The sequence below is a fragment of the Amnibacterium setariae genome, from assembly GCF_003581425.1.
In the GTDB taxonomy this organism is placed as follows: Bacteria; Actinomycetota; Actinomycetes; order Actinomycetales; family Microbacteriaceae; genus Amnibacterium; species Amnibacterium setariae.
Genome location: NZ_QXTG01000001.1, coordinates 109,955 through 129,957 on the forward strand (window position 1 = coordinate 109,955; position 20,003 = coordinate 129,957).

Genomic DNA, 20,003 nt, shown 5'->3' on the forward strand with positions numbered 1-20,003 from the left:
GCCGTCGTCGGCGATCGGCGGTCAGCAGGCGCCGGGAGCGGGGCACGAGGCCGGCGCCGGGCCGGGCGCCTGCACCCGGGCCGGGACCCGTGCGCGCCCGAGCGAGACCAGCACGAGCAGCGCCACCACCGCGATGCCGCCGGCGAGGTAGAAGTCGAACGCGATGCCGAACGCGCCGACGCCCACACCGCCCACGACCGAGCCGAGCGAGATCGCGATCTGGATCGTGCTCACGAACAGCGCGAGGCTGCCGTCCGACGCCGAGGGCGCGGCCTTCGACATCCAGGTCTGCAGGCCGAGCGGCAGCGCGCCCCACACGAAGCCCCAGACGACGAGCAGCACCAGGACGCCGGGCAGCGACCAGGCGAGGAGGGGCAGCGCGACGACGGCGAGCGCGAGCACGATCTTCGTGACGGCGAGCGTGCCGGTCACGCTGCGGCTCAGCGTGACGCCCGCGACGAAGTTGCCGGCGATCCCCGCGACGCCGAAGGCGAGGAGGGCGATCGTCACCACGGTCGGAGAGACCCGCACGAGGTCCTCGAGGTAGGGCGCCACGTAGGTGTAGGCCGAGAACTGCGCGATGAACGCGAGCCCGGTCGCGATCAGCCCGATGCGGGCGCGCGGGACGCGGAGCAGCTCCCCCAGCGTGCCGAACCGGACCCGCTGCAGCGAGGGGATCCGCGGCAGGAGCACGAGCTGCAGCACGAGCGCCACCACGCCGAGCGCGGCGCCGATCAGGAAGGCGAGCCGCCAGGTCGCGACCGCGGAGACGAGCGCGCCGAGCGGGAGGCTCACGACGGTCGCGACGGAGACGCCGCCGGTGATGACCGACGTGGCGCGGATGACGGCGCTTCCCCGGACCAGCCGGCCGGCGATGCCGGCGCCGAGCGCCCAGAACCCGCCGATGCAGAGCCCGAGCAGCATGCGCGCGACGAGCAGCACGGCGAAGCTCGGCGCGAGCGCGCCGAGCACGTCCGCGACGACGAGCAGGGACACGAGCGACCACAGGACGATCCGCCGGTCCACGCGCGAGGTGAGCACGGTGACGACCGGTGCGCCGATCGCGCCGGTGAGCGCGGTGACGACCACCATCAGCCCGGCCGTGCCGACACCGATGTGCAGGTCGGCGGCGATCGCCGGGAGGAGGCCGATGGGCAGGAACTCGGACAGCACCAGCACGAAGGAGCCGAGGGCCACGGAGAGCACCGCGACCCACCCCCGCCGGTCGCTCATCGTGCGGGGTGCGGCTGCATCGAGATCGGCGGTCATGGGGCTCCAGACGTCGGCGGTCGTCGGCCGGCGACGTGCCCGCGGACGACCACGCCCGCATCGGCTCGGATGGCCGCAACCGCACGACCCGCCCGCGTATGCCCGCGGACCGCGCGCCCCCCTTCGCACCGGGTTCGAGCCCGTCCCTGCCGACCGGGATCGGGGAGGCGCAGGATGGGGCCGTGGCTCCGCGCCGACAGGTCCGCATGACGCCCGAGGAGGCGCAGCGCATCCGTGCGCAGGACGCGGCCGGGCGGCTCGACCGCGGCGACCCGGAGGTGCGCCGGGTGATCGAGGACGCGAACCGGACGTCCGTGCGCGCCCACGTCTACGGCCGGGACGCGGCCGCGCGACGCACCACGCGGACGTCGCTGCTCGTCACCACCGGGGCCGCGGCGCTCTTCGCGGGCGGCCTCGCGCTGCACTTCCTCCTGCTCACGCGGTGAGGGCCCGCGCGGCGGACGCGTCGCGCGGTACCTGCACCGTCCCGCGGTAGGTCTACCTGCCGCGGGACGGTCGGAGTACCGCGCGGCGCGGTCGGAGTACCGCGCGACGGTGACCGCGGGCGCGGGTCAGGGGAGGGTGGCGAGGACGCGGGCGAGACCGTCGTCGCGGACCTCGCGGGTGCGCTCGTCGGCGGCGGCGACCACGTCGTCCGGCGCCTGCCCCATGGCGACCCCGCGGGCCGCCCACTCGAGCATGTCGATGTCGTTGCGCCCGTCGCCGACCGCGAGCGTGCGCTCGTGGGGCACGCCGAGCTCGGACCGGACCCACTCCATCGCCGTCGCCTTGTTCACGCCGTCCGGCGCGATGTCGAGCCAGGCCGTCCAGCCGATCGCGTAGCTGACGCGGGTCAGACCCATCCGGTCGACGACGGCGAGGAACTCCTCGAGCCCCTGGTTCGGCGAGATCACGACGACGCGCGTGGCGCGCACCTCGAGCAGCTCCTCGAACGGCACCTCGAGGCTGCCCGGGGACACCGCGTTCTCCGGGAAGCTCGCGGTGTAGCGGAAGCGCCCCTCCGAGTCCTCCACCGCGTACCGGGCGTCGGACAGGGCGCCCGAGATCGTCGTGAGCACCTCGGCGGGGTCGAAGGTCTCCACCCGCGCCCGCTCGTACTCCCCCGAGCCGGTGCGTTCGAGCGTGACCGCGCCGTTCGAGCACACGAGGAACCGCGGCGCGATGCCGAGCTGCTCGATCACGGGGACGGTCGCCGCGGGGGACCGCCCGGTCGCGAGCATCACCTCGTGCCCGCCGGCGTCCGCCCGCTGCACCGCGGCGCGCACGGCCTCGGAGAGGAAGCCGTCCTCGTGCACGATCGTGCCGTCGATGTCCAGGCCGACGAGCCAGCCCCCGGGTCCGAGGGTCACGCGACCGTCGGCTCGAGCACCTCGAGGCCGCCGATGAACGGCCGGAGCACCTCCGGCACCACGACCGACCCGTCGGCGCGCTGGTGCGTCTCGAGGATCGCCGCGATCCACCGCGTCGTCGCGAGCGTGCCGTTCAGCGTCGCGACGGGCGCGGTCCGCCCGCTCTCCGTCCGGTGGCGGATCGCGAGGCGACGCGCCTGGTAGGTCGTGCAGTTCGAGGTGGAGGTGAGCTCGCGGTACCGGTTCTGCGTCGGGATCCACGCCTCCACGTCGTACTTGCGGGCGGCGGAGGAGCCGAGGTCGCCGGCCGCGGTGTCGATGACGCGGTAGGCGAGGCCGAGGTCGGTCATCATCCGCTCCTGCATCGCGAGGAGCCGCTCGTGCTCCTGCTCCGCGTCGGCCGGGTCGACGTACGAGAACATCTCGAGCTTGTCGAACTGGTGCGTGCGGATGATGCCGCGGGTGTCCTTGCCCGCGCTGCCGGCCTCGAGCCGGTAGCAGGTCGACCAGCCGGCGTAGCGGAGGGGGCCGTCGGCGAGGTCGATGATCTCGTCCGAGTGGTACCCGGCGAGCGCGACCTCGCTCGTGCCCGTGAGGTAGAGGTCCTCCGACTCGACGCGGTAGACGGCGTCGGAGTGCGCGTCGAGGAACCCGGTGCCGCGCATGATCTCGGGCTTGACGAGCGTCGGGGTGATGAGCGGCACGAACGCGGCCTCCAGCGCCCGGTCGAGCGCGAGGTTCATCAGCGCGAGCTCGAGCCGCGCGCCGACGCCGCGGAGGTAGGAGAACCGGGTGCCCGACACCTTCGCGCCGCGCACCATGTCGATCGCGCCGAGCAGCTCGCCGAGCTCGAGGTGGTCGCGCGGCGCGAAGTCGAACTCCGGCACCGTGCCGACCTCGCGGAGCACGACGTAGTCGTCCTCGCCGCCCTCCGGCACCCCGGCCAGCACGACGTTGGGGATGGCGCCGACCGCCTCGTCGGCGGCGGCCTCCGCGGCGCTCGAGCGCTCGGCGGCGGCCTTCACGGCGGACGCGAGGTCCTTGACCTGCGCGAGGAGGGCCGGCTTCTCGTCCTTGGACGCGGCGGCCACCCGCTTGCCGAATGCGTTCTGCTCGGCCCGGAGTCGCTCGAACTCGGCGATCGCGTCCCGCCGAGCGGCGTCCGCCTCGGTCGCGCGCGCGACCAGGGCGACGTCCGCGCCGCGGGCGCGCTGCGACGCCTCGACGACCTCCGGAGCCGCTCGGAGCAGCTGCGGATCGATCACCGCGCCAGCCTATGCGGGCGCGCGCCTCCACAGGCTCTCATGCCGCTTCCAGGCGATGCTCGGCGAGCGCTCAGTACCCTGCGGAGCATGGCTGCGTCCGACGACTCCTCCACGTCCTTCGCGGCGATCGTCTACAACCCGATCAAGGTCGACGAGGAGCGCCTGCGCGCCGCCGTCGCGGCCTCCGAGCAGTCCGCGGGCTGGGGCGGGTCGCGGTGGTACGCGACCTCCGAGGAGGACCCGGGCGTCGGCCAGGCGAAGCAGGCCGTGCGCGACGGCGCTCGCGTCGTGATGGCCGCCGGCGGCGACGGCACGATCCGCGCGGTGTCCGAGGGGCTGCAGAGCAGCGACGTCCCGATCGCGTTGCTGCCCTCCGGCACGGGGAACCTGCTCGCGCGGAACCTGAAGCTCTCCCTCGACCGCCTCGAGGAGTCCGTCGAGACCGCCTTCACCGGCGTCGACCGCGCCATCGACCTCGGCACGGTCGACCTCGAGCGCCCCGACGGCAGCCGCGACCAGCACGCCTTCGTCGTGATGGCGGGCCTCGGCATCGACGCCGCGATGATCGCCAACACGAGCCCCGCGCTGAAGAAGAAGGTCGGCTGGCTCGCGTACGTGCAGGGCATCGCCCGCGCGATGCGGGGGCCGAACACCGTTCGCCTGCGCTTCCGCCTCGACGGCGGCCAGCCGCGCTCCGTCCGCGTGAACTCGGTCCTCATCGGCAACTGCGGCCTGCTGACCGGCAACATCCTGCTGCTGCCCGAGGCCGTCGTCGACGACGGCGTCTTCGACATCGTGGCGCTGCGGCCGGAGGGGCTCTTCGGCTGGATCCAGATCGCGTGGAAGGTGCTCTGGGAGAACGGCGTCATGCGCCGCAGCGAGCTGGGCCGCAAGATCCTCAGCAACACCAAGGAGGTGCGCACGCTCCGCTACCTGAAGGGCAAGGAGATCGTGTTCCGCACCGAGGACCCGCAGGAGTTCCAGCTCGACGGCGACACCATGGGCGAGGTCGTCGCGGTGCGGGCCCGGGTGCGGCCGGGCGGCCTCGCCGTGCGCATCCCGGCGACGGAGCAGGACCGGCTCCCCCACGACGAGGAGCAGCGCGAGGCGGCCGCCGCCTGAGCATCGGGTGCGGGTCCCGACGACGCATCGGGACGTGCCCCTCGTCGCCGACCTGATCCGCGGCACGGTCGCGCGCCCTGGCATCCTTGCCTCGTGGCGGACGGACCTGCGGAGGCGGCGCGGCCGCTCGTCGTCGTCGGCGCCGCCCTCGGGCCCGGCCGCTGGTTCGCGGACCGCCTGACCGACGGTGCCCGGCCGACCGTCCTCGTCGACACCCCGGCCGCGGCAGGCGCGCTGCGCGACCGCGACGACGGCACGACCCTCGTCGCCGTGCTCGAGGAGGACGGCGGCTTCACCCGGTTCGGGGACGGCTCGCGGATCGCGCCGGGCCCTGCGCGGACGGTGATCGTGGCGGTGCCCGTCGCGGCCATGCCCGACGTGCTCCGCCGGCTCGCGCCCGTCGCCGGCCCGGCGACGGAGGTCGTGCTCGTGACGAGCACCATGACGGCGACGCTCGACGCCGCCCGCCCCCTCCTGCCCGGCCGGCCGCTCTGGGGCGTGCACCTCCTGTTCGACCCGAACCTCACCGCGGTCGACGGCCAGAGCGTCTACGTCGCGGGGGACCGGGAGGCGCCCGCCTGGCTCGACGCGGTCGTGACGGGCAGCGGCGCCGTGCTCCGCACCGGCACGGCCGAGGAGCACGACGCCGCGATGGCGAGCGTGCAGGCGACCACGCACCGCGCGCTCGTCGCCTTCGCCGACGCGGTGACGCGCAGCGAGGTCGACCTCCAGGCGCTCTGGACGCTGCGCACCCCGCTGTTCGACAGCCTCTTCGGCCTCACCGCGCGGGCCCTCGACCCGCGGCAGCAGGCGCAGGTCGTCGCCGCGCAGACGGCCGCGGGCCGCGTCGCCGGCGAGCGGCTCGCCGACGCGCTGCACGACCTCGACGGCGACGACTTCGAGCGCTCCCTGACCCGCGTGCGCGATCGGATCAGCGGCGCGATGTTCGAGGAGCTGCAGGCCTCCGCCGCCGCCGGGATCCAGGCGGCGCAGGCGCGGCGGCGCGACATCTCGCGGCGCCGGCGGGACGGCCGCCTCGTCGGGCTGCGCCGGGTGGGCGCCGGGGGACCCGTCCGGGTCGGCCGCATCGTCGACGTGACCCCGACCCGCGTCGAGCTCGCCGAGCTGCTCGTCGGGCCGCCCGGCCGCGCCGCGCTGCTCGACGGACCCGGCCTCGAGAACGCGCAGCGGCTCGGCGTCGGCGTCACGGTCCGCACCCGCTCCTTCGGGCTCGGCCACATCGAGCTGCTGCCGGAGGCGGAGCTCGCCGCGGTGCTCGACGAGCAGCTCGCCTTCCTCGGCCGCGACGTGCGCTTCCTGGTGCCGGAGTCGGTCGCCGGCTCCGGCGTCGCCCGGGTCGTCGCGCAGTTCGCCGGCCTCCGCGACGTCCGCCTCGTCGACGAGGTCGTCCGCACCGGGCAGCGCTCGGTCGTGGTGCACGTCGGCATCCGCGCCGACCGGGACGTCGAGGCGACGATCGAGGCCGTGCGGCAGGAGGTCGCGGCCGCCTACCGGTGGCCGGTCGGCGTCGCCCGCACGGTCGCGAACGACGTGTTCGACGTCGCGTACCTCGGCCCGGCCGGCACGTTCTCGGAGGCCGCCGCGCTGCAGTGCGCGACGAGCATCGGCCTGCAGGCGGGGAACCTGCTCGCCCGGTCCGCGTTCCCGGAGGTGCTCGCCTCCCTCCGCCCCGGCACGATCGCGGTGCTGCCGATCTCGAGCTCCGCCTCCGGGCTCGTGCGGCGGGCGGTCGACGCGCTGCTCGCGCATCCCGGCCCGGTCGTCGCCTCCGGCGTCGTCGACGTCGCCGTGCGGTTCGACGCCTACGCGGCCGCGCCCGGGTCGCTCGAGTCGTTCCGCGGCGCCCCGGTCTACAGCCACCCGCAGGGGCTCGCGCAGTGCACGCGGTTCATCGCGCGGTGGGGCCTGCAGCCGGTGGAGACCGACTCGACCGCCGGGGCGCTCGAGCGGGCGCTCGGATCCGACGTGCCGGCGCTCGCCCTCGGCGGGGCGGACCTCGCGACGGGCGACCTCCGCGTGCTCGAGCGGGAGGTCGACGACCTGTCGGGCTCCATCACCCGGTTCCTCGTGCTCGGGGTGCCGGGGGAGTTCGCGCCGCAGCGCGACGGCTCCGACCCGACGCTGCGGTCGGTGCGGGTCGGCGCGCGTGCCGAGGACGTGCTGCCGCTGCTCGCGACGGGAGGGGCCGCGTTCGCGGAGCTGCTCACCGACGCGGCGGGGCGCTTCCTGCTCATCTCGAGCGCGAGCGGGGCGGAGGAGCCGCCGGGCACCCGCCTGCTCGGCACGCTCCCCTGGTCGCCGCGCACCCCGGTCGTCCGAGTCACCCCCTCCTGACTCCGTTTTGAAGGAGTTCTCGGGCGATGCGGCCGAGAACTCCTTCAAAACGGAATCAGCGGGGTGGGCCAGGATGGGCGCATGAGCTCACGAGCAGGGACGCCGGCGCAGTCGTCCGACCTCATCGACGTCGAGCAGCTGGTGCACGCGTACTGGAACGGGCACCCCGACGTGTCCGATCCGGAGCAGAAGGTGGTGTTCGGCACCTCCGGGCACCGCGGCAGCTCGCTGAAGACCGCCTTCAACGACGACCACATCGCCGCGATCACGCAGGCGATCGTCGAGTACCGGACGGAGCAGGGCACCACCGGCCCGCTGTTCATCGGCGCGGACACGCACGCCCTGTCGGCGCCCGCGCAGACGACGGCGCTCGAGGTGCTCGTCGCGAACGAGGTCCGCGTGCTCGTCGACGAGTTCGACGGCTACACGCCGACCCCGGCGGTGAGCCACGCGATCATCAAGTGGAACCGGGAGCACCCGGGCGAGCCGCAGGCGGACGGCATCGTCGTCACGCCCTCGCACAACCCGCCCGCCGACGGCGGCTTCAAGTACAACCCGCCGCACGGCGGCCCCGCGGACTCCGACGCGACGACGTGGATCGCGGACCGCGCGAACGCGATCATCGCGGACGGGCTGAAGGCCGTGAAGCGGGCCGAGCCCTCCGCGGTCGAGACCTACGACTTCCGGAAGCACTACGTCGACGACCTCGCGTCGATCATCGACGTGGAGGCGATCAAGGCGTCGGGCATCCGGATCGGCGCGGACCCGTTGGGCGGCGCCTCCGTCACCTACTGGCAGGCGATCGCCGACACCTACGGCCTCGACCTCACCGTCGTGAACCCGGAGGTCGACCCGACCTGGTCCTTCATGACGCTGGACTGGGACGAGAAGATCCGGATGGACCCGTCCTCCCCCTCTGCGATGGCCTCCGTGGTCGCGCGCGCCGGGGACTACGACATCCTCACCGGCAACGACGCGGACGCGGACCGGCACGGCATCGTCACGCCCGACGGCGGGCTGATGAACCCGAACCACTACCTCGCGGTCGCGATCCAGTACCTCTACACGCACCGGCCGGAGTGGTCGGAGTCGGCGAAGGTCGGCAAGACGCTCGTCTCCTCGTCGATGATCGACCGCGTCGCGGAGTCCATCGGCCGCGAGCTCGTCGAGGTGCCGGTGGGCTTCAAGTGGTTCGTGCCGGGCCTGATCGACGGCTCCGTCGCGTTCGGCGGCGAGGAGAGCGCGGGCGCCAGCTTCCTGAAGCGCGACGGCTCGGTCTGGACGACGGACAAGGACGGCATCCTGCTCGCCCTGCTCGCCTCCGAGATCCGGGCGGTCACCGGCAGGAGCCCGAGCGAGCTGTACCGCGAGCTGACCGAGCGCTTCGGCGACCCGGCCTACGCCCGCGTGGACGCCCCGGCGTCGAAGGCGCAGAAGGCGGCGCTGGCGAAGCTCGACGGCGACGCCGTCGACGCGACCGAGCTGGCGGGGGAGCCGATCACGGCGAAGCTGTCGAAGGCGCCCGGCAACGGCGCCGCGATCGGCGGCGTGAAGGTCGTCTCGGAGTCCGCGTGGTTCGCGGCCCGCCCCTCCGGCACGGAGGACGTCTACAAGATCTACGCGGAGTCCTTCAAGGGCCCCGACCACCTGGCGGAGGTCCAGGCGGAGGCGAAGCGCATCGTGGACGCGGCCCTCGGCTCCTAGTGCGGCGGTTCCCGACTGGTGCGGCTGCGATCGCAGCCGCACCAGTCGGGGATCACCGCACGAGGCGCGGCACCCTGACGCCTGCCCGATGCAGGACCGCGCCGAGGAGGCGACGGCTCCTCGCCTCGACCCAGCCCCAGCGGGCCCACCCCTTCGTCACCGCCCGGCCGCGGTCCTCCCGGATCTTCTCGTCGTAGACCTTCCGGCCTGCGCCGGCCGGGGCGTACCGGGGGTCGAGGAACTTGACGAACCCGTCGAACTCGCCTGCCACCTCCTCCTCCGGGAACCAGAAGTCGGCGTCGCCGATCACGCCGCGACGGTCGGACATCCGATGCTGCAGGACCGGACGCAGCCCGAGCTCCCGCATCGTGACCCGGCTGACGGACTCCCCCGGCGACTGCGCGGCGCCGTCCGCGAACGCGACGACGTCCTGGATGCGGCGCCAGGCGCGGCGCGGTCCCGCCAGGTCGACCGCCTGCTCGAGCAGCTCCCTCGACAGCCCCGCAGCGAGCGCGGCGTCCGCGGTGACCACGCCCTCCTCGAAGGTGCCGCTGCCCGCGACGTCGACGACCGTCCTGCCGATCGCGGTGAGCAGCAGCCCGCCCACCTCGACGACCTCCTCGTCCCGGACGGCGAAGACATGGCCGGCCGCCCGCTCGAAGTAGCGGTCGCCCGCGCGCTCCACCGTCACGTGCACCCGGGCGAGATGCGGACCGAGGACGGGAAGACCGTGCGCGACGGCAGCGGACTGGTGCGAGAAGAGGAGGGGCCGCTCGGTCGCCGAGGCGAGCGCCCGCATCGCGACGAGGTGCAGCTCCTCGATGCGCAGCCCGGCGACGTCCCCCGCGAGCACGTACACACCGCCCCGCACGCGCCGGAGCAGACCGCGGTCGGTGTCCCGGGCCGCCGCGCGCTGCTCCCGGTCGCCTCGCGCGACGATCAGCTCCACTTCCCAGCCCTTCACGGGCGGCAGCATGCCCCCGCGCGCATCCCTCCCTCGAGACGAGGTGCTGGGGAGGAGCGGATCCGCTGCCTTCTGCGGTGATCTCCGACTGGTGCGGCTGCGATCGCAGCCGCACCAGTCGGGAATCACCGCACTAGCGGAGGGGGAGCAGGAGGAGGGCCAGGGCCGCGGCCGCCGTCGCGAGGAGGGCGAGGGCCAGGAGGAGGGCGCCGCCGGGCATCGCCGAGCGCGGGGCCTCCTCGCGGAACACCGCGTCCACGGCGCGGTGGCGGCGGGCGGCGAGGGCCCACAGCACGACCGCCGCGACCAGCCCTGCGGCGCCCGCGACGAGCGCGCCGACGCCGAGCAGCGGCTCCAGCACCCGGAGGGAGAGCAGCGCGCCCACCGCCACCGCGAGGAGGGTGCGCCGCCAGGAGAGCAGCGTCCGCTCGGGCTGCAGGCCCGGGTCGCGCGGCGCGGTCACCGGATCAGCACGCCCACGACCACGAGGACGCCGACGACGAGCACCCCGACGGCGAGCGGCAGGGTCACGAGCGAGCCCGGCAGCGGGCGGCCGAGGCGCAGCGCCCGCTCGGTCGCGGCCCAGCCGAACCAGGCCAGCGGCGGCACCGCCAGGCCGAGCACCAGCAGCACCACCGCGGTCGCGACGCGCACCCAGCCGGGCAGCGGCAGCGCGACCGCGTCGATGGCGACCCCGCCCGCGATCAGGGCGAGGCCGGTGCGGATCCAGGCGAGGAACGTGCGCTCGTTCGCCAGGCTGAACCGCGGGTCGGGCTCCGACCCGACCCCGTAGACCGCTCGCGGGAACCGGGACGCCACGGTCACGAGCGTGCCACGGCGATCAGTAGTCGGGCGACGGCGGCAGCGAGAAGAACTCCTCGAGCGTCTTCGCGCCGGTGCGGTGCATCTCCGCGGCGGCGGCCTCCCCCACGTACCGGAAGTGCCACGGCTCGGTCTGGATCCCCGTGATGCGGGTGTAGCCGAGCGGGTAGCGCAGCACCCAGCCGTACCGCCACGAGTTCGCGGCCAGCCACTTCGCCGCGGGGTGCGACTCGAAGCACACCTGCAGGTCGCAGGAGGAGCCGTCGCCCAGGTCGTCGGCCAGACCGGTCTGGTGCTCGCTGTACCCCGGCTTCGCCGTCAGGTTCAGCGTCGTCGCCCGGCCGAGGGAGGCGAGGTTCCGCTCGAAGATCGACTTCTGCGTCGTGTACGACCGGTAGGCGGAGAGGGACACGAGCGTGATCCCGTCCTGCTTCGCGCCGGCGAACATCGTCTCGAGCGCGGTCGCGGCGACGCGGCGCAGCTGCGGGACGTTCGTGTGGGGCACGTCCGGGGTCACGAGGTCGGCCGGCACGTAGGTCTTCGGCTGCAGCGGCCGCTTCTTGTCGACGACGACCCAGATGCTGGCGGGGTCGTCGAGCGAGTGCGCCGAGAAGTCGAAGCCGGCGTCCCGGCTCGGCGACGGGGTCGCGCTCGGCGTCCGGCTCGGTTGCGGCGTGCGCACCGCCTGCGCCGTCGACGCGGTGCCGGAGGAGGGCGCCGTCGGAGCGGCCTGCTGCGTGGTGCAGCCGGCGAGCGCGAGGGTCGCGAGCACCGCCGCCGCGGCCCGGGTCGGACGGAGGGAGGACGCACCGGGCACGGCCGGGAGCCTACTGACGGCCGCGTGCTCCGCACGTGGCGACGCGGGCGGGAGTCAGGGTCGGGGCACGACCATCACGGGTACCCGCGCCGAGCGCAGCAGCCGGGCGGAGACGCCGCCGAGCAGGACCCGCCGCGCCGGCCCGTAGCCGCGGGACCCGCACACGAGCAGGTCGGCATCGGCGGGCCGCAGGTCCGCGAGCGCGTCCACGACGGGCCCCTCGAGCAGGCGGACCCGCTCGTCGGGGCGCGCGGCCGCCTGCAACGACGCCTCGTAGTCGCGCCGCTGCTCCTCCGCGAACCGGCGCGGCTCGCCGAGGCTCGGCCGCACGAGGGTGTCGGGCAGCACGGACACGAGGTCGACGGAGGCGGCGACCTCCTTCGCGAGCCGGCGCGCGGCCTCGAGCGCCGCGCGCCCGTCCGGGGTGTCGATGAAGGCGACCGCGATGCGGCGGACCGGCGGCTGCGGGTCCTCCTCGTGGTCCCACGGCACGAGCACGACCGGGCCGGGGGCGCCGGTCAGCAGGCGCTCCGCGGTGCTGCCGGGCGCCGTGCGGCGCACGCCCTTCGCGTCGCGCGACCCGAGCACCGCGATCGCGCCCGGTCCCGCGGCCTCCAGCACCTCGTGCAGGCCTCGCGGCGCCGAGGCGGCGGGCACGGCGCGGAACGTCGCGTCCGTGCCGGCGAGCGCGGCGCGGGCCGAGTCGAGGGTCCGCTCGGCCTCCTCCCGCCCCGCAGCGACCCACTCCGCGTCGACCCGCCCCGCGCCGAGCGGCGCGGGCGCCGGGTAGACGGTGACGACGACCAGCGGCCGGCCGGAGGCGCCGCGCCACCGCGCCGCGAAGGTGAGCACGTCCGGCCCTGCCGGCCCCTTGACCGCCGCGACGAGCGGCGACGGCGCGGTGCTCATGCGCCCTCGATCGGGGGCACTGCGGCCTTCTCGCCGGTCCGGAGGCGGGAGTGGCGGCGGGAGTACGTGAAGTAGATGATCAGGCCGACGACCAGCCAGACCACGAACCGCAGCTTCGTCTCGTTCGGCAGCGTGAAGATCAGGTAGCCGCAGAGCAGGATGCCGATGATCGGGACCACGGGCACGAGCGGGACGCGGAACGGCCGCTCCAGGTCCGGGCGCGTGCGGCGCAGCACGATCACGCCGATGTTCACGAGCACGAACGCGAACAGGGTGCCGATGTTCGTCAGCTCGACGATCACGTTGAGCGGGACCAGCGCCGCGAGGATCGCGATGAGGATCCCGAACCCGACGGTGATCTTCGCGGGGGTGCCGAAGCGCGGGCTGACCGTGGCGAGCCGCCGGGGCAGCAGGCCGTCGCGGCACATCGCGAAGAAGATGCGCGTCTGCCCGTACATGATCACGAGCACGACGCTCGTGATCGCGATCAGGGCGCCGAGCGAGAGCACCGCACCCGCCCAGGGGATGCCCGCGCCCTCGCGGAGGGCCGTGGAGAGGGGTGCGTCGCTGCCCGAGAGCGACTTGGTGCTCGCGATCCCGACCGCGGTGAAGGAGACGAGCACGTACAGGAGCGTCGAGATGAGCAGCGACGCGATGATCGCGATCGGGAGGTCGCGGGCCGGCCGCTTCACCTCCTCCGACGCCGTCGTCACCGCGTCGAAGCCGATGTAGGCGAAGAAGATCGTGCTCGCCGCGGCGGCGATGCCCGGGAAGCCCTTGGGGGCGAAGGGCTCGAAGTGGCTGCCGTTGAAGGCCGTGAAGGCGACGGCGATGAAGAACAGCAGGATCACGATCTTCACGCCGACCATCACGGCGTTCACGCGGGCGCTCTCCCGGGTGCCGATCGTGAGCAGCGCGGTGATGCCGAGCACGACCACGACGGCCGGGATGTTGAAGACGCCGCCGTCGGACGGCGACTTCGAGATCGCGTCCGGCAGGGCGAAGTCGAACGCGGACTTCAGGAACTCGTTGATGTTCCCGCCCCAGCCGACCGCGACCGCGGCGACCGAGACCCCGTACTCGAGGATCAGGTCCCACCCGATGATGAACGCGATCAGCTCGCCGAGCGTGGCGTAGGAGAACGTGTAGGCGCTGCCGGAGACGGGCACGACGGCCGCGAGCTCGGCGTAGGAGAGCGCGGAGAAGGCGCAGGTGACGCCCGCGAGCACGAAGGCGAGCACGACGCCCGGGCCGGCGAGGCCGGCGCCCTGGCCGATGACGACGAAGATGCCGGTGCCGATGATCGCGCCGACGCCGAGCGCCGTGAGCGCGACGGGACCGATCGTCTTCTTGAGCTGCTCGCCCTCGGTCCCCGTGTCCTTCACGAGGTCGGCGATGTCCCGCGTGATGAACAGGTCCCTGACGGCCACTGCGGCCCCCTCCCGACCGGCCGGCGCCGGATCGACGCCAGCCTGGCCCGGAGGGGGCCGCAGAGGGAACGCTTTGTCGGCGTACTCCTAGTTCTCGGAAACCTCCCCGTGCGCCGTCAGCGACCGAGGGGTCGCCCGGCCATCGCCTCGAGCCGGGCGATGCGCTGCCGCATCGGCGGGTGCGTCGAGAACAGCTGGCCGACGTCCTGCGCACGGAACGGGTTCGCGATCATCAGGTGGCTCGTCGACTGCAGCTGCGGCTCCGGCGCGAGCGGCCGCGCCTGCACGCCGCGCTCCAGCTTGGCCAGCGCGGAGGCGAGGGCGAGCGGATCGCCGGTCAGCCGAGCGCCGTCCTCGTCGGCGTCGTACTCGCGGGTGCGGCTGATCGCCATCTGCACGAGGCCGGCCGCGAGCGGGCCGAGGAACAGCATCAGCAGGCCGCCGGCGGCGCCGCCGCCGCGCTCGCGGTCGTTGCCGCCACCGCCGAAGAACATCGCCGCGTAGGCGAGGTAGGTGATGACCGAGCTCATCGCGGCGGCGATCGAGCCCGTGAGCATGTCCCGGTTGTAGACGTGCATCAGCTCGTGCCCGAGGACGCCGCGCAGCTCGCGCTCGTCCAGGATCTGCAGGATCCCCTCGGTCGCGCAGACCGCGGCGTGCTGCGGGTTGCGGCCGGTCGCGAAGGCGTTCGGCGCCATCGTCGGCGAGACGTAGAGCTTCGGCATCGGCTGGCCGGCCTTCGCCGAGAGCTCCTGCACGATGCGGTGCATCGCGGGCTGCTCGGCGGCCGTGACCGGCCGGGCGCGCATCGCCTTGATGGCGACGGTGTCGCTGAACCAGTACGTGCCGAGGTTGATCGCGAGCGCGATGACGAGCGCGATCGTCAGCGCGCCGAGGTTCGCACCGAAGAGCAGGTAGCTGGCGAGCAGGATGACGCCGCTGAGCAGTCCGAAGAGCAGAGCGGTCTTCAGGCCGTTGTAGTGGCGGTGCATGGTCCCTTCCATTCCGCGCCGCGCATGCGGCGACGTTCATGTCAACAGCAGGGTGGAGGTGCGTCTTCCCGGATCCCCCGCACCCGCCTTGGAGCCGGCCAAGAGTTCCATGAGGCCGAGAAGCGGTCCGACCGGCAGCGGAGGCCGCCCCGTTTCGGGGGACGACACCGCGTCGAACCTCCGTGCACCACGTTCGACGGATCCGCACGGAACCCCGTTCTGCCCCGGAATTCCGGGGTGGACCGCTCGTCGTCCCCCTCCCCGGCGCCGACGGCCTCGCGGATTGCCCGTCGGCCTGCCGCGTTCTGGGGGATGGGGGGACACGGCGTGTCCCCCCATCCTTCCCTCGGCCCTGATTCGGGCCTGGAGAGGAACCCGACCATGTCGCCCATCACAGCCGCGAAGCGGTTGCGATTCACGCCCCTGGCGCTGACCACCGTCCTGCTGTCCGCGGGGCTGCTGTCGCTGTCCGTGACCGGCACGCTGTCCGGCTTCACCGCCCAGATCACGAACAGCGCGAACACCGTCACAACCGGCTCGCTCGTGCTGCAGGAGGGCGTCGGCAGCAACGCCACGACCTTCACCTGCACCTCCGTCGACGGCTCGAGCATCACGACCAACGCGTCGACGTGCTCGACCGTCAACACGTTCGGCGGCACCGGCTCCCAGACGATGGTCCCCGGCCAGACGGTGACCCAGACCGTGACCTTCAAGAACAGCGGCACCCTGAACGCCAGCACGTTCACGCTCGCGCCCGCCGGCTGCACCCAGTCCGCCCCGACCGCGCCCGCAGGATCCGCGACGGACCTCTGCACGAAGCTGAGCGTCGTCGTCACGCAGAGCGGCGGCACCACCGGTGGCGTCTACAACGGCACCCTTGCCGCCTTCACGGCGCAGAAGCCCCTCACGACCCTCGCCGCCGGCGCCTCCACGACGTTCACCTTCGCGGTCACGCTGGACGGCGCGGCGACCAACGCCTACCAGGGCCTGCAGGCCTCGGTGCCGATGACGTGGACGCTGAACAGCTGACCCTGCTCCCGGGCCGCACGGTCTGGACCCTCCGGGACGAGGCGGCGCCGCGGGACGGAGGGGTCGGACGGAGCGGCTCCGGGCTGCGCGTCATCGCCCTCCCGGGCCGCGGGACGACGGAAGCCCTCGTCCCCGAGTCCGTCGAGGCGGTCGACCCCGCTCCGGCGGCGCTGCTGCAGGAGTGGTGGCGCGTCGACGGCGCCGCGGCCGACCGCACCGCGGACACGCCCGAGCCCGCTCCCGCGCGGTCGCGGCGCGCGACGAGCACCGCGGTCGTCGCCCGCGTCGCGGTCGCGGTCGCCGTGCTGGCGCTCGCCCTGGCGGGAGCGGGCTGGCTCGCCGGGCTCCGATGGTTCGTCGTGCAGACGCCCTCCATGGGCACCGCGGCGCCCGTCGGCACGCTCGTCGTGACGGCCCCGGTCGAGCGGCCGGCCGTGGGCGAGGTCATCGCCTTCACGCCGCCGGGCGCGCCCCGCACCTACACGCACCGCGTCGTCGCCGTGGACGCCTCCGGCATCCGGACGAAGGGCGACATCAACGGCGCCGCAGACCCGTGGACGATCCGGCCCGACGCCGTGATCGGGCGCGCGGTCGCCCTGCTGCCGGGCGCCGGCTACGCCGTCCGCGGCCTGCCCCCGCTCGCCGCCGGGCTCCTGCTGCTCCTGCTGCTCACCGCGCCGATCCGCCGGCGCGACCGCCGCGCCTCGGCCCGCGTGATCGGCGGCCACCTCGTCGTGACCGGCGTGCTGCTGTGGCTGCACCCCTTCGTCCAGCTGACGCTGATCGGCTCGGAACGGGCGGGCGACGCCGTCCGCGCCTCCGTCGTCTCGACGGGCCTGCTGCCCGTGCGCCTCGTCGACGCCGCGGGCGCGGAGCTCGCCCGGCTCGCGACGGGCCGCCCCGAGGTCGTCGACCTGCCCGCCGCCGCGGGCCGCGTGCTCGCCCTGCCCGACCTGCCCGGGCCGCTGCAGCTCGCCCTCGCCGCCCTGGCGGTGCTGCCCGCGCTCGCGGTCCTGGTCGTCGGCCTGCCCGCCGAGGACCGGGCGGACGCGTGAACCGGCTGCTCGCCGCCGCACGCCGTCGCGCGGTCGTGCTGACCGCGGGAGGCGCGGTCGCGGCGATCGGGGTCGTCGCCGCCGCCGTGCCGTCGGCGTCCGGCGCCTTCTCGGCCCGGGTCACGAACACCCAGGACCTCGCCGCCACCGCCCCGTACTTCCGGTGCGACGACGCGCTCGCCGCCGACCGGAGCGCGGCCTTCTTCCAGTGGGCGCTCACGGACGCGTCGGCGTCGGCCGCTGCGGCCGACAGCAGCGGCAACGGCCGCACCGGCGCCTACCAGGGCACGATGACGGCGGACGGCTCCGCACCGGTCGCCTGCCCGCGCGACGACGGCGGCGGCACGGCGTGGCGGCTCGACGGCGCGACGACCTACGCGCTCTCCGGCGCGCAGCAGACGAACCCGCAGACCTTCTCGATCGAGGTCGCCTTCCAGACCACCGTCAAGGGCGGCAAGCTCATCGGGTTCGGCGCGAAGGCGACGGGCGCGGACTCCCAGTACGACCGGCACGTCTACCTGACCCCTGCCGGCGGGCTGGTGCTCGGCGTCTACAGCAGCGGCGCGAAGACAATCGCGACCACCGGCGTGAACTACGCGGACGGGCGGTGGCACCACGTGGCCGGGACCTTCTCGGGCTCCACGGGGCTCCGGCTCTACATCGACGGGGCCCTCGTCGCCGAGAACGCCGGCATCACGGCGGCCGAGGTCTACACCGGGTACTGGCGGGTCGGGTACGACTCCATCAGCAGCAGCTGGCCCTCCCCGCCGGCGAACCCCTGGTTCACCGGCCGCCTCCGCGACGCCGCCGTGTACACGACGGTGCTCACGGCGCAGCAGGTCGCCGCGCACGCGGCGCCCGTCCGCTAGGGCACGCGCTCGAGCCACTCCCGCGTCGAGAACTTCGTGCGCACGAGCTCCTCCGCGGCGGCGAGCTCCGCCTCGGTCAGGTCGCCGCGCTCCGCGCCGGTCAGGCCGATGAAGGTCTGCTCCATCCGCTCGATGATCGCGGAGCGGGGCAGGCCCGTCTGCTTGCGGAGGGGGTCGACGCGCTTCGCGGCGGAGACCGTGCCCTTGTCGCTCATCTTCTCGCGCCCGATCCGCAGCACCTCGACCATCCGGTCGCCGTCGATGTCGTACGACATGGTCACGTGGTGCAGGACGGCGCCGCCCGGGCCCGCCAGCCGCTTCTGCGCGGCGCCGCCGATCTTGCCGAGCGGCGAGCTGATGTCGTTCAGCGGCTGGTAGGTGGCGTCGATGCCGAGGGAGCGCAGCGCCTGCAGCACCCAGTCGTCCAGGAACGCGTACGACTCGGCGAAGGACATGCCGCGCACCAGGTCGCCCGGTGCGTACAGGGAGTAGGTGACGACGCTGCCCGCCTCCATGAACATCGCTCCGCCGCCGGAGATGCGGCGCACGACGTCGACCCCGTACCTCGCCGCGTTGTCGAGGTCCACCTCGTTCCTCAACGACTGGAAGCTGCCGATGACCACGGCGGGCTGGTCCCACTCCCAGATCCGCAGGGTCGGGTTCCTGCGGCCCGCCCCGACCTCCTCGGTCAGCACCTGGTCCAGCGCGAGGTGCACGGCCGGCGGCACCGCGCCCGGGTGCACGAGCTCCCACCGGTAGTCGCGCCAGTCGGCGGCGCGGCCGATCGCCCGCCGCACCGCGGTCGCGACGGCCTCGGGCGAGAACCCGAGCAGCACGGCGTCCGCGGGCAGCGCCGCGCGGACCGCGGCGGCGATGTCGGCGGCCGACGCCTCCTCGGGCAGGCCGGTCACCGCCGCGTCGATCGCCGCGAGCGCCTCGTCGGGCTCGAGGAAGAAGTCCCCCGCCAGCCGGAAGGCGGCGATGCGGCCGTCGTCGACCTCGAGGTCGACGACGACGAGCTTGCCGCCCGGGACCTTGTACTCGCCGTGGAGCGGTGAACTGGGTGCGGTCTCGCCGTGGAGCGGTTCGGTCATGGCTGCGCCTCCTGCTGCAGGACGTGGGATCGGATCCACCCGACGAGGTCCGCCACGACCTCGTCCCGGTTCGTCTCGTTGAACACCTCGTGCCGGGCGCCCTCGTACACGAGCACCGACACGTCGGTCAGGCCGGCCCGCTCGCGGTAGGCGCGGGCGAGCCGCTCCGCGCTCCGGCGGCCGCCGAGGGTGTCGTCGGAGCCCACCTGGATCAGCACGGGCAGGCCGCTCGGCAGGTCCCGCGCGGGCCGCCCGAACAGCCGCAGGCCGTCGCGCACGCCGAGCAGCTTCGCCGTCTTCGCGGGGAAGGTCAGGGGGTCGTCGACCCAGGCGCGGGCGACGGCGGGGTCCCGGCTCAGCCACTCCGCGCCGGTGCCGCCCTCGGTCCGGTGCCGCCGGTTCAGGTCGCCCGCGTCCATGAAGCCCGGGCGCCGGTACGCCGTGCCGGACAGCACGACCCCGTCGTAGGCGTCCGGCCGCTCGTTCAGCGCGATCTGCGCCATGAGCGAGCCCCAGCTGTGCGCGACGAGGACGAGCGGCACGTCGGGGAAGCGCTCCCGCGTCAGCTCGCCGAAGCGCCCGATCGCCGCGACGGCGGCCCGCAGCCCGCCCGGGCCGAGCCGACCGAGTCGGGACGCGTCGCCCCACTGGCCCATGCCGGTGCGGCCGTGCCCGCGGTGGTCGTCGGCCACGACCGTGAAGCCGGCCCCGTTCAGGTCCGCGGCGAGCGCCGCGTACCGGCCGGCGTGCTCGCCGATGCCGTGCGAGATCTGCACGACCGCGCGCGGGGACGGCACCGCCCACTCGTGCGTCTCGATGACGACGCCCTCGTCGTCGCGGAAGGAAGGCACCCGCCGATTCTCGTCGTGCGGAGCCGAGCGGCCGCACCGAGCCCGCGGGCGGGTCGCCCGGAGCAGATGCACAGTCCAGACTGTCT

The 20,003-nt window shown here is 74.3% G+C and carries 19 protein-coding genes; 7 read left to right on the forward strand and 12 right to left on the reverse strand.

Annotated features, from left to right (window positions below; translation table 11 throughout):
* Positions 1–21 precede the first annotated feature (21 nt).
* A complete protein-coding gene (locus D1781_RS00575; RefSeq protein WP_119480368.1) occupies positions 22–1,269 on the reverse strand; it encodes an MFS transporter in 1,248 nt (415 codons plus the stop codon).
* A gap of 182 nt (positions 1,270–1,451) precedes the next feature.
* On the opposite strand from D1781_RS00575, the gene D1781_RS17380 reads away from it, so the two are divergent.
* Complete coding sequence (locus D1781_RS17380; protein WP_158589949.1) at positions 1,452–1,715, forward strand: hypothetical protein; 264 nt, start codon at positions 1,452–1,454, stop codon at positions 1,713–1,715.
* 126 nt (positions 1,716–1,841) lie between these two features.
* On the opposite strand, the gene D1781_RS00585 is transcribed toward D1781_RS17380, so the two are convergent.
* A complete protein-coding gene (locus D1781_RS00585; RefSeq protein WP_199706322.1) occupies positions 1,842–2,639 on the reverse strand; it encodes an HAD family hydrolase in 798 nt (265 codons plus the stop codon).
* On the reverse strand, positions 2,636–3,904 hold the full coding sequence (gene serS / locus D1781_RS00590) for a serine--tRNA ligase (RefSeq protein ID WP_119480370.1): 1,269 nt from the start codon (positions 3,902–3,904) through the stop codon (positions 2,636–2,638). Before serS ends, D1781_RS00585 begins: the two co-directional genes overlap by 4 nt.
* 87 nt (positions 3,905–3,991) lie before the next feature.
* On the opposite strand from serS, the gene D1781_RS00595 reads away from it, so the two are divergent.
* The 3 genes from D1781_RS00595 to pgm all read left to right on the forward strand — a co-directional run bounded on the left by D1781_RS00595 (position 3,992) and on the right by pgm (position 9,085).
* On the forward strand, positions 3,992–5,026 hold the full coding sequence (locus D1781_RS00595; RefSeq protein ID WP_119480371.1) for a diacylglycerol/lipid kinase family protein: 1,035 nt from the start codon (positions 3,992–3,994) through the stop codon (positions 5,024–5,026).
* 93 nt (positions 5,027–5,119) lie between these two features.
* Positions 5,120–7,381: a prephenate dehydratase domain-containing protein gene (locus D1781_RS00600; protein ID WP_119480372.1), complete on the forward strand. Its 2,262-nt coding sequence runs from the start codon at positions 5,120–5,122 to the stop codon at positions 7,379–7,381.
* Between the two features lie 81 nt (positions 7,382–7,462).
* Positions 7,463–9,085, forward strand: coding sequence for a phosphoglucomutase (alpha-D-glucose-1,6-bisphosphate-dependent) (pgm, locus tag D1781_RS00605; RefSeq protein ID WP_119480373.1), 1,623 nt, complete (start codon positions 7,463–7,465; stop codon positions 9,083–9,085).
* 52 nt (positions 9,086–9,137) lie between these two features.
* On the opposite strand, the gene D1781_RS00610 is transcribed toward pgm, so the two are convergent.
* The 7 genes from D1781_RS00610 to htpX form a co-directional block, all read right to left on the reverse strand.
* Entirely contained in the window at positions 9,138–10,049 is a 912-nt protein-coding gene (locus D1781_RS00610; RefSeq protein WP_147391999.1) for a hypothetical protein, read from the reverse strand.
* A 133-nt stretch (positions 10,050–10,182) separates the two neighbouring features.
* Positions 10,183–10,512, reverse strand: coding sequence for a DUF202 domain-containing protein (locus D1781_RS00615; protein ID WP_119480375.1), 330 nt, complete (start codon positions 10,510–10,512; stop codon positions 10,183–10,185).
* Positions 10,509–10,874, reverse strand: coding sequence for a YidH family protein (locus D1781_RS00620; RefSeq protein WP_119480376.1), 366 nt, complete (start codon positions 10,872–10,874; stop codon positions 10,509–10,511). The genes D1781_RS00615 and D1781_RS00620 overlap by 4 nt, the downstream gene beginning before the upstream one ends.
* 16 nt (positions 10,875–10,890) lie before the next feature.
* Positions 10,891–11,688 (reverse strand): M15 family metallopeptidase, encoded by a 798-nt coding sequence (locus tag D1781_RS00625; protein ID WP_119480377.1) that lies wholly within the window; start codon positions 11,686–11,688, stop codon positions 10,891–10,893.
* Positions 11,689–11,742: 54 nt separating this feature from the next.
* Positions 11,743–12,597, reverse strand: a complete 855-nt coding sequence (locus tag D1781_RS00630) for a universal stress protein (RefSeq protein WP_119480378.1) — start codon at positions 12,595–12,597, stop codon at positions 11,743–11,745.
* Complete coding sequence (locus D1781_RS00635; protein ID WP_233550861.1) at positions 12,594–14,027, reverse strand: amino acid permease; 1,434 nt, start codon at positions 14,025–14,027, stop codon at positions 12,594–12,596. The genes D1781_RS00630 and D1781_RS00635 overlap by 4 nt, the downstream gene beginning before the upstream one ends.
* 116 nt (positions 14,028–14,143) lie before the next feature.
* On the reverse strand, positions 14,144–15,019 hold the full coding sequence (gene htpX, locus D1781_RS00640) for a zinc metalloprotease HtpX (RefSeq protein ID WP_119480379.1): 876 nt from the start codon (positions 15,017–15,019) through the stop codon (positions 14,144–14,146).
* 381 nt (positions 15,020–15,400) lie between these two features.
* On the opposite strand from htpX, the gene D1781_RS00645 reads away from it, so the two are divergent.
* From D1781_RS00645 to D1781_RS17715, 3 genes are read left to right on the forward strand one after another with little or no spacing between them, the layout of a single operon-like run.
* Positions 15,401–16,048, forward strand: coding sequence for a hypothetical protein (locus D1781_RS00645; protein WP_119480380.1), 648 nt, complete (start codon positions 15,401–15,403; stop codon positions 16,046–16,048).
* Positions 16,030–17,103 carry a S26 family signal peptidase gene (locus D1781_RS17710; protein WP_199706324.1) on the forward strand — a complete coding sequence of 358 codons (1,074 nt, stop codon included), beginning with the start codon at positions 16,030–16,032 and terminating at the stop codon, positions 17,101–17,103. The genes D1781_RS00645 and D1781_RS17710 overlap by 19 nt, the downstream gene beginning before the upstream one ends.
* A complete protein-coding gene (locus tag D1781_RS17715) occupies positions 17,100–17,972 on the forward strand; it encodes a LamG domain-containing protein (protein WP_233550868.1) in 873 nt (290 codons plus the stop codon). Before D1781_RS17710 ends, D1781_RS17715 begins: the two co-directional genes overlap by 4 nt.
* Here the strand turns inward: D1781_RS17715 and D1781_RS00655 are convergent.
* Positions 17,969–19,066 (reverse strand): lipoate--protein ligase family protein, encoded by a 1,098-nt coding sequence (locus tag D1781_RS00655; RefSeq protein ID WP_119480381.1) that lies wholly within the window; start codon positions 19,064–19,066, stop codon positions 17,969–17,971. The genes D1781_RS17715 and D1781_RS00655 overlap by 4 nt on opposite strands.
* Positions 19,063–19,917, reverse strand: coding sequence for an alpha/beta fold hydrolase (locus D1781_RS00660; RefSeq protein WP_119480382.1), 855 nt, complete (start codon positions 19,915–19,917; stop codon positions 19,063–19,065). Before D1781_RS00660 ends, D1781_RS00655 begins: the two co-directional genes overlap by 4 nt.
* Positions 19,918–20,003 lie beyond the last annotated feature (86 nt).

Bases quoted from the DNA above. Each gene is read 5' to 3' on its own strand.
- D1781_RS00575 (WP_119480368.1), bottom strand. From the start codon at position 1,269: ATGACCGCCGATCTCGATGCAGCCGCACCCCGCACGATGAGCGACCGG.
- D1781_RS00595 (WP_119480371.1), top strand. From the start codon at position 3,992: ATGGCTGCGTCCGACGACTCCTCCACGTCCTTCGCGGCGATCGTCTAC.
- pgm (WP_119480373.1), top strand. From the start codon at position 7,463: ATGAGCTCACGAGCAGGGACGCCGGCGCAGTCGTCCGACCTCATCGAC.
- D1781_RS00630 (WP_119480378.1), bottom strand. From the start codon at position 12,597: ATGAGCACCGCGCCGTCGCCGCTCGTCGCGGCGGTCAAGGGGCCGGCA.
- htpX (WP_119480379.1), bottom strand. From the start codon at position 15,019: ATGCACCGCCACTACAACGGCCTGAAGACCGCTCTGCTCTTCGGACTG.
- D1781_RS00645 (WP_119480380.1), top strand. From the start codon at position 15,401: ATGTCGCCCATCACAGCCGCGAAGCGGTTGCGATTCACGCCCCTGGCG.
- D1781_RS00655 (WP_119480381.1), bottom strand. From the start codon at position 19,066: ATGACCGAACCGCTCCACGGCGAGACCGCACCCAGTTCACCGCTCCAC.